5 protein-coding genes are annotated in these 7543 nt (G+C 69.9%); all 5 read left to right on the top strand.

Translation table 11 applies throughout. The features are described from left to right. Positions 1-687: lysozyme family protein (locus BKN37_RS24620; protein ID WP_071029594.1), on the top strand; the 687-nt coding region annotated here is incomplete at its 5' end. A gap of 2 nt (positions 688-689) precedes the next feature. Then, positions 690-2180: a type VII secretion protein EccB gene (gene eccB / locus BKN37_RS24625; RefSeq protein ID WP_071029596.1), complete on the top strand. Its 1491-nt coding sequence runs from the start codon at positions 690-692 to the stop codon at positions 2178-2180. A gap of 2 nt (positions 2181-2182) precedes the next feature. After that, on the top strand, positions 2183-6262 hold the full coding sequence (eccCa, locus tag BKN37_RS24630; protein ID WP_071029597.1) for a type VII secretion protein EccCa: 4080 nt from the start codon (positions 2183-2185) through the stop codon (positions 6260-6262). A gap of 99 nt (positions 6263-6361) precedes the next feature. Beyond that, on the top strand, positions 6362-6673 hold the full coding sequence (locus BKN37_RS24635) for a PE domain-containing protein (protein ID WP_071029599.1): 312 nt from the start codon (positions 6362-6364) through the stop codon (positions 6671-6673). 28 nt (positions 6674-6701) lie between these two features. Beyond that, positions 6702-7457: a PPE domain-containing protein gene (locus BKN37_RS24640; protein ID WP_165618389.1), complete on the top strand. Its 756-nt coding sequence runs from the start codon at positions 6702-6704 to the stop codon at positions 7455-7457. Positions 7458-7543: the final 86 nt, after the last annotated feature.

The following is a 7543-nucleotide window of genomic DNA, read 5'->3' on the forward strand; positions in this document are numbered from 1 at the left end:
CCAACGCGGTGTCCGCGCCGGGCGACCCGGGCGCTGCTCGACGACGCCCTCGCCGACACCGTGCCCGCCGCGGACACCGCGTTGGGGCGACGGGAAGCCCTGCGCCGCATGACGGCTCGCCTCCGCGGGCAACGCCGCCACATCCGCCGATCCCGACGTCGCGCCCGCGACCTGACCCGGCGGATGCGGCGGCTGACCTACCCGCAGCGCCGGCGCGCCGCCGACCAGCACGGCGCCGCGGCCCACGCCATCCCGCTGCGCGCGGTGCGCTACGCCCGGTCGGCCCCGTCCGGCACCGTGCGGAACCGGATCGCCCACGCGCTGGATCGGCTGGGCATCACCGACCCGGCCGCGCGGCGGCGCTGGCTGCGCGGCTATGAAACCCTGATCGCCCGCGAGTCGGGGGGCCGGGCGCTGGCGGTGGCGTCCGAACCGGCCACCGCGCCCGGACCGGTCCAGCCCGACGGCCACCGGCTGGGCTACGCCCGCGGCCTCACCCAGACCCTCCCGGCCACCTTCGCCCAATACCATCAGCCGGGCACCTCGACCAACATCTACGACCCGGTGGCCAACATCTGCGCGTCGATCAACTACGTCATGCAGCGCTACGGCGTGACCGCCGACGGTGCGAATCTTGTTGCACTGGTGCAGCAAGCGGATTCCAGTCGTCCGCCGAAAGGATACTGACCGTGCCGCTGAACCTGTCGAACCGAGACCAGAACTCGGGCCACCTGTTCTACAACCGGCGGCTGCGGGCCGCGATCACCCGATTCTCGGTCCGGATGAAACACGACGACCGGAAACAGCAGGCGGCGCTGGTGCTGTCGATGGTCTTCGTGCTGATCGGTGTCGGCTGGATGGCGCTGCTGCACGTGATGAAGCCCGCCGGGCTGGTGGGCCAGGCGGCGATCGTCGGCGACCGCGACACCGGCCAGGTGTACGCGAAGATCGACGGACGGCTGCATCCGGCGCTCAACCTGACCTCGGCGCGGTTGGCGGTCGGCAGCGCGGCCCGGCCGACCTGGGTGACCGCCCGCGAAATCGTCAAGTATCCGACCGGTCCGATGATCGGAATACCTGGTGTCCCAGATGATCTCGGTGTCACCGCCGGGTCGGTGTCGGCGTGGTCGGTGTGCGACACCGCGGCCGCCCCCGGCAGCGGGGCGGCGCCGACGGTGACCGCGATCGCCGGGGAGCTGTCGGTGTTCGGCCGGGCCGCGCCGATGGGCCCCGCCCAGGCCATCCTCGCCCGGCACAAGGACGCGACCTACGTCATCTGGGGCGGTCACCGGTCGGCGATCGACCCCACCGACCGGTCGGTGACCTTCAACCTGGGCCTCGACCCGGGCGTGACGCGCCCGATCGCGATCTCCAACGCCCTCTTCGATGCGCTGCCGGCCACCGAACCCCTTGTGGTTCCGCAGGTCCCGGAGAAGGGCACCCCCTCGGTCTGGGTGCGCGACGCCACCGTCGGCACCGTTCTGCAGACCCGGGACGCCAACGGTGCTGTCAGCGGCTTTTATGTCCTGCTACCGGGCGGCGTGCAGCAGATCACCAGTTTCGTCGCCGACCTGCTGCGCACCTCCGACGCGCAGGGCTACCCGACCCCGCGGCTGGTCGGCCCGGACAAGCTAGTAAATATCCCGGTCGTCGACGTGCTCGACGTGGACTACTACCCGCGCGGCCGGCTGCAGTTTGTGGACACCACCGCCAGCCCCGTCACCTGTGTCGGCTGGCAGAAACAGTCCAGCGATCCGCAAGCCGCGGTCGCGGTGCTCACCGGGCGGGGGCTGCCGGTGCCGACGGGCATGGACGCCCGGCTGGTGAGGCTGGTGCGCGACGACCGGGCACCCGATTCGGTGGAGGCCGACCAGACCCTGGTGTTGCCCGGCGCGGCCAACCTCGTCGCGACGACCAGCGGTGTCGCCACCGCCGACACCCGCGAAAGCCTGTATTGGGTGTCGCCGCAAGGTGTTCGGTACGGCATCCAATGGGACCAGCAGACGTTGCAGGCGCTCGACCTCGACCCCCGCGGTGCCGTGCAAGCCCCCTGGCCGATCGTGCGCACCTTCGCCGCCGGGCCAGCGATCAGCCGCGACACCGCGCTGCTGGCCCACGACACCATCGCCGGGCACGGCGCGGTGGCCCCCGTCTCGCGCGCCGAGACAACCGGAGGCTAGCCATGTCCAAACGCGGATTCGTGCGCGGCGCCCGCAGGCCGGTACCGGTCGTCCCGCCGGCGCGGGTGGCCGTCGCCGCACCGCTGGCCCTGCCGGAACGCGAGCCGCGCAACATCTTGCTGATGATCGCCATCCCGGCGCTGCTGGTCGGCATCGTCGGCACCCTGGTGGTGATGTACACCTCCGGGGTCCGGTCGCTGCAGTCGGGGTTCTTCCCGATGATGGGGCTGGCCGGTTTCGGCGCGTTGATGTTTTCCGGCCGGTTCGGCCGCGGCCGCCGGATCAGCTGGGGCGAGCAGGAAAAGCAGCGCCGCAGCTACCTGCGCCAACTCGACGAGGACCGCGACGAGGTGCAGCGGGCCGCCCAAGAGCAGCGCCGCAGCCAGCTGTTCGTGCACGGCGACCCGCAGCAGCTGGACACCGTGATCGGGGGCCCGCGGATGTGGGAGCGCCGACCCGAGGACCCCGACTTTCTGGATGTGCGGCTGGGCATCGGCGTGCAGGCGACCAGCGATTCGGCGGTGTCGCTGCAATGGCCGGAGGTCCCGATCGGCGAAGAACTCGAACCGGTCACCGGCGGGGCGCTGCGGGACTTCATCCTGGAGCAGAGCAAGATTCGCGGCATCGGGAAGGTGGTGAGCCTGCGCTCGAAACCCGGCTTCAGCTTTGTCGGTGCCGACCCCGCCGAACTGCACGACCTGATGCGGGCGATGCTGTGCTCGCTGGCGGTCTACCACAGCCCGCACGACGTGAAGCTCATGGTGGTCACCCGGCATCCGCAGCTGTGGTCGTGGCTGGTGTGGCTGCCGCACAACCAACACGATGAGATGTTCGACGCCTGTGGTCTGCGGCGGTTGGTGTTCACCGCGCCGAACGAACTCGAAGAGGCGCTCGACGCCGAGCTGCACCGCAAGGGTCGCGGACCGTGGACCCCGCCGACCGGGGCCAGCCCCACCTCGATGCCCTCCCCGATCGAGTCGGGGACGGGGCCCGCGCTGGGCCCGCATTGGGTGATCGTCGACGACAACGCCGGCACCCCCGAGCAATGGGAGGGCGTCACCGGACAGAAGGGGATGGCCGGGATTACGGTGCTGCGGCTGGCCACCCGCCCCGGCACCGGGGTCGGTTTCGCCGACGCGGAGCAGCGCTTCGAGCTGGCCGAGGGCCGGCTCCGGCACCGCGACGCGTTTTACGCGGTCGCCGACATGCTGGCCGAAAGCACCGCGCACCGCTATGCGCGCGCGTTGGCGCGGTGGTCCCCGATGGCGGCCGGGGAGTTGCCGACCACCGATAGCCAAGGTGGGGAACTGTTGCGGGCGCTGGGCGTCACCGACCCGCGCCACCTCGACGTGGATCGGCTGTGGGCCGAAAGCCGCGGCCGCGGCGACCCGAAGTGGGCGATGGTGCCGGTCGGGGTCAAACCCGGCGGGGAACTGCAGTACGTCATCTTGCGTGCCAAGGATTTCGGCGGTTTCGGGTTCCACTCGGTGGTGATCGGCACTTCGGGCTCCGGCAAATCGGAGTACTTCTTGTCGCTGTGCAGCGGGATCGCGCTGACCCACTCCCCGGAGACGTTCATCGTCATCTTCGTCGACATGAAGTTCGAGTCCGCGGCCCAGGACCTCGACGGGTTCCCGCACGTGGCCGGCTCGCTGTCCAACCTGGGCAAGGACGACCGGCATCTGGCCGACCGGATGCGCAAGGCGATCAACGGCGAGATCGCGAGGCGGTACCGGCTGTTCAAGGACGCCGGCGCGCGCGACGCCAACGAGTACGAGGAAATGCGGTTGGCGGGGCGGGATTTGGAGCCGGTGCCGATCCTGCTGGTGATCATCGACGAGTACCTGGAGCTGTTCATCCACCACCAGGAGTGGATCGACCTGGTCATCCACATCGGTCAGGAGGGGCGCGGCTGCAACGTGTTCTTCACCCTCGGCGGCCAACGGTTGGACCTGTCGTCGCTGAGCAAGGCGAAAAGCAACATCGCGTTCCGGGTGGCGTTGCGCGCCGAGACCGCCGAAGACTCCCGCGACGTGATCGGCAGCGACGCGGCGCTGCACCTGCCGTCCCGGGAGAACGGGTACGCATTGCTCAAGGTCGGACCCCGCGACCTGGAACAGTTCCGCTGCTTCTATGTGTCCGCGCCGTTTGTGCTGCCGAAGAAGTCGGCGCAGGTGAACAAGACTGTCGCGGTGGGCTTCTCGCAGCCGCGGCCGTTGACCTGGGAGTATCAGCCGCTCAGTGAGGCCGACAGCGCGGCGTTGACGGTGGTCGACGAGACCGAGGAACCCGACGAGTTCGTGTTCCACCCGGACGGGTTCCGCAAAAAGAAGGTCGTCGACGTCATCCGGGAGTCGCTGAGCGCCCATCCGGCCCGCCCGCCGCACCGGATCTGGCTGCCGCCGCTGGAAGCCAGCGAACCGGTCGATGCGCTGGTGGGGCAGTGGCGGGGCCAGCCGTGGCACGTCGACTACGGGCAGAACCGCGGTCTGCTGTTCCCGCTGGGCGTCGTCGACATCCCCGACGAGCATGCGCAACGGGTGCACGTCATCGACGCCGAACTCGACAATTTGATGGTGGTCGCGACCGCCCAACGCGGCAAATCCACCACCTTGATGACGGTGATGATGTCCGCGGCGCTGATGTACCGGCCGGAGCGGGTGACGTTCTTCTGCGTCGGCGCGGCGCTGTATCCGGTGGAGACCCTGTCGCACGTCGCCGGGGTGGTGAGCCTGGCCGACAGCGAGGGCGTGTCCCGCACCATCGCCACCATCGAGGGGTTGATCCGGGCGCGGGAGGCCGCCTTCAAGCACTACCAAATCGATATCGCCGAGTTCCGGGAACGGCGATTCGGCGCGGGCGGTGGCGGCGGCACCGACCCGGCCGACAAGTTCGGCGACGTCTTCCTGGTCATCGACAACTTCGGCGATCTCTACGACAAGGACCCCGCCATGGGCGACCGGGCGATCGCGGTGGCCAGGCAGGGCCTGTCCTACGGCGTGCACGTCGCCACCAGCGCCACCGCCTGGTTCGTCGGGCAGAAGCAAGCCCTGCTCAACGTCTCCAACGTGCGCATCCAACTGCGGCTGTCCAACCCCGACGAGTCGCAGATGGGAACCTCGATGGAGCAGCGCAAGGCGGCCCGCAACACGTTGGACCGTCCGGGCTTCGGCCTGACCCGCGACGGCTACGAGCTGCTGGTGGGGCTGCCCGAGATCACCGGCGCCGACGGCCGCCGCCTCGGCACCCGACACGTGGGCGCGGTCGTCGGCGCGGTCGCCGGCACCGACAAGGTCGAAACCCTGGCCCGGTTGCCCGAGCGGATCCCGCTGACCCGCATTGTCACCGCCTACGCGGGGACCGCGGCGGCCGCGGATCCGCTGAACATCCCGTTCGCCATCGGTGAGACCGCGCTGCAGCCGGTGGCGCTGCCCGCGCGGCTAGTGCCCAACATGTTGGTGATGGGACGCCAATTATGCGGCAAGACAACCACGTTGGCGACATTCGGGCAGGCCGTGCTGAGCCGGTTCGGCCCCGAGCAGGCGCAGATCACCATCCTGGACCCCAAGACGTCGCTGATCGGCAAGGTCGTCGGCCCGCACGTGCGGGCCTACGCCTACACCGCCGATGACATCGACCGGGTGATCGCCGAATTGGCCGCGCTGCTGCGCGATCGGCTGCCGCCGGCCGGGCTGACCCAACAGGAGCTGCTGCAGCGGTCGGCGTGGCGAGGCGCCCACCATTTCGTCCTGCTCGACGACGAACAGGAACTGCGCCCGCACGGCGGGATCGGCAAACCGGCGGCGACCGCGCCGCTGTGGGGGTTGATCGAACGCAGCCGGGAGATCGGCCTGCACGTGATCGCTTCCCGGCTGCCCGGCAACTGGGCCGGGGTGTCGGTGATGAACCCGTTCCTGCAGCGGCTGACCGCGTCGCGATCCCCCACGCTGTTCATGGACAACGACCCCACCAACGTCAAGGTTTTCGGGAGGATCAGCGCCCAGCAACTCCCGCCCGGGCGGGGCCTGCTGGTCACCTCCGACGGGGAGATCGAGGGTGTTCTGGTCGGGGCGCCGACGTGATCGGCGCCCGCTGGTGGGGCGCCGGTCGGGTGTATCGACAGGCGATGAGGGACGGCTTAGACTCGGACAATTCCGGGGCACACGACCTGGGGAGGCACGATGTCGTTGCTGGATGTGAATACCGCGGCGGTTGACATATCGGCGCTGACCGAAACGATTTTGAGCGGGGAGATGGCCGCCAGCACCGCGGCCGGATCCGCAGCGCTCACCGGGGTGGTGCCCCTGGCGGCGGATGCGGATTCGGCGGCGTTCGCCGCGGCCCTCAACGCGGCGGGGACCGCCTATCTGGGGGCGGCCGCCGAACATGTCGGGCAGCGGGTGGCGTTCGCCGGCGGCCAAAGCCTCTCGTCGATCAGCTACCTGCTGAACGAGCTGGCCAGCGCCACCAACTTGTCGAGCTTCCTGCCCTAACGGGCCGATGGCGCTCGACCCCCGGTGGATGGGTCCGCCGGAAGTGGTGGCGGCGATCCTTGAGGCCGGGCCCGGCCCGGGTTCGACGATCGCCAACCAACTGGTGTGGATTACCGAGACCATCAGCCACGAACTGTCCATGGGGCTGTCTGCGGTCAACACCGCCGCCACCGCCACCCAGTGGATCGGATTGGGTGGGGCCGCTTCGACGGTGAGCGCGACGGGCCTCAACGCCGGATTGCAGACGATGGTGGGGTGGACCACCCACAAGGTGTCGGTGGTGCAGGCCGCCCTGGACGCCTACGCCTGCGCCCGCCCGGCGGTGATTCCGTCGGTGGTCTGTCAGACCAACCGCGACGAATGGGCGGCGTTGATGGCCAGCAATATTCTCGGGCAGAACACCCCGGCCATCATCGAACGGGACATGGAGTACTTCGGTGAGCACTGGCCGCACAATTCCAGTGTGGGGCTGACGTATTCGGGGGCACTGAGTGCGTTGACGGCCGCGTTGGCGGTGCCGCCGCCGGTGGCGCCGATGGGTGCCTCACCGGCCGCGCCGGCCAGCGCGGCCACGGCCGTGGCCGAAGCGGCCGCGAATCCGGGTGACGCGGTGGGCGCCCCCGCCCAGGCCGTGCAGGCCGGCGCGCAGGCGGCGGCGTCGCCGGGGGAGATGACGGCGCCGCTGAGTTCGGTCTTCGAGCAGGGGTCGCAGCTGGTGTCTAGCGCAACCGAACCGCTGAACTCGGTCGGGCAGGCCTCCGGGGTGGCGCTTAGAGACATCTGATGCTGCCGTTGGCGTACTTGGCGCTGAGTTGGCGGGTGCGGGGGTGTGTGCAGGATGGGAAGGTGGGTAGGCGGGGGGTGGGGGAG

This window comes from Mycobacterium talmoniae (assembly GCF_001854525.1).
Classification (GTDB): Bacteria; Actinomycetota; Actinomycetes; order Mycobacteriales; family Mycobacteriaceae; genus Mycobacterium; species Mycobacterium talmoniae.

Excerpts from the sequence above, each read along its gene's own strand:
- BKN37_RS24635 (WP_071029599.1), top strand. The coding sequence starts at position 6,362 with ATGTCGTTGCTGGATGTGAATACCGCGGCGGTTGACATATCGGCGCTG.
- BKN37_RS24640 (WP_165618389.1), top strand. The coding sequence starts at position 6,702 with ATGGGTCCGCCGGAAGTGGTGGCGGCGATCCTTGAGGCCGGGCCCGGC.
- eccCa (WP_071029597.1), top strand. The coding sequence starts at position 2,183 with ATGTCCAAACGCGGATTCGTGCGCGGCGCCCGCAGGCCGGTACCGGTC.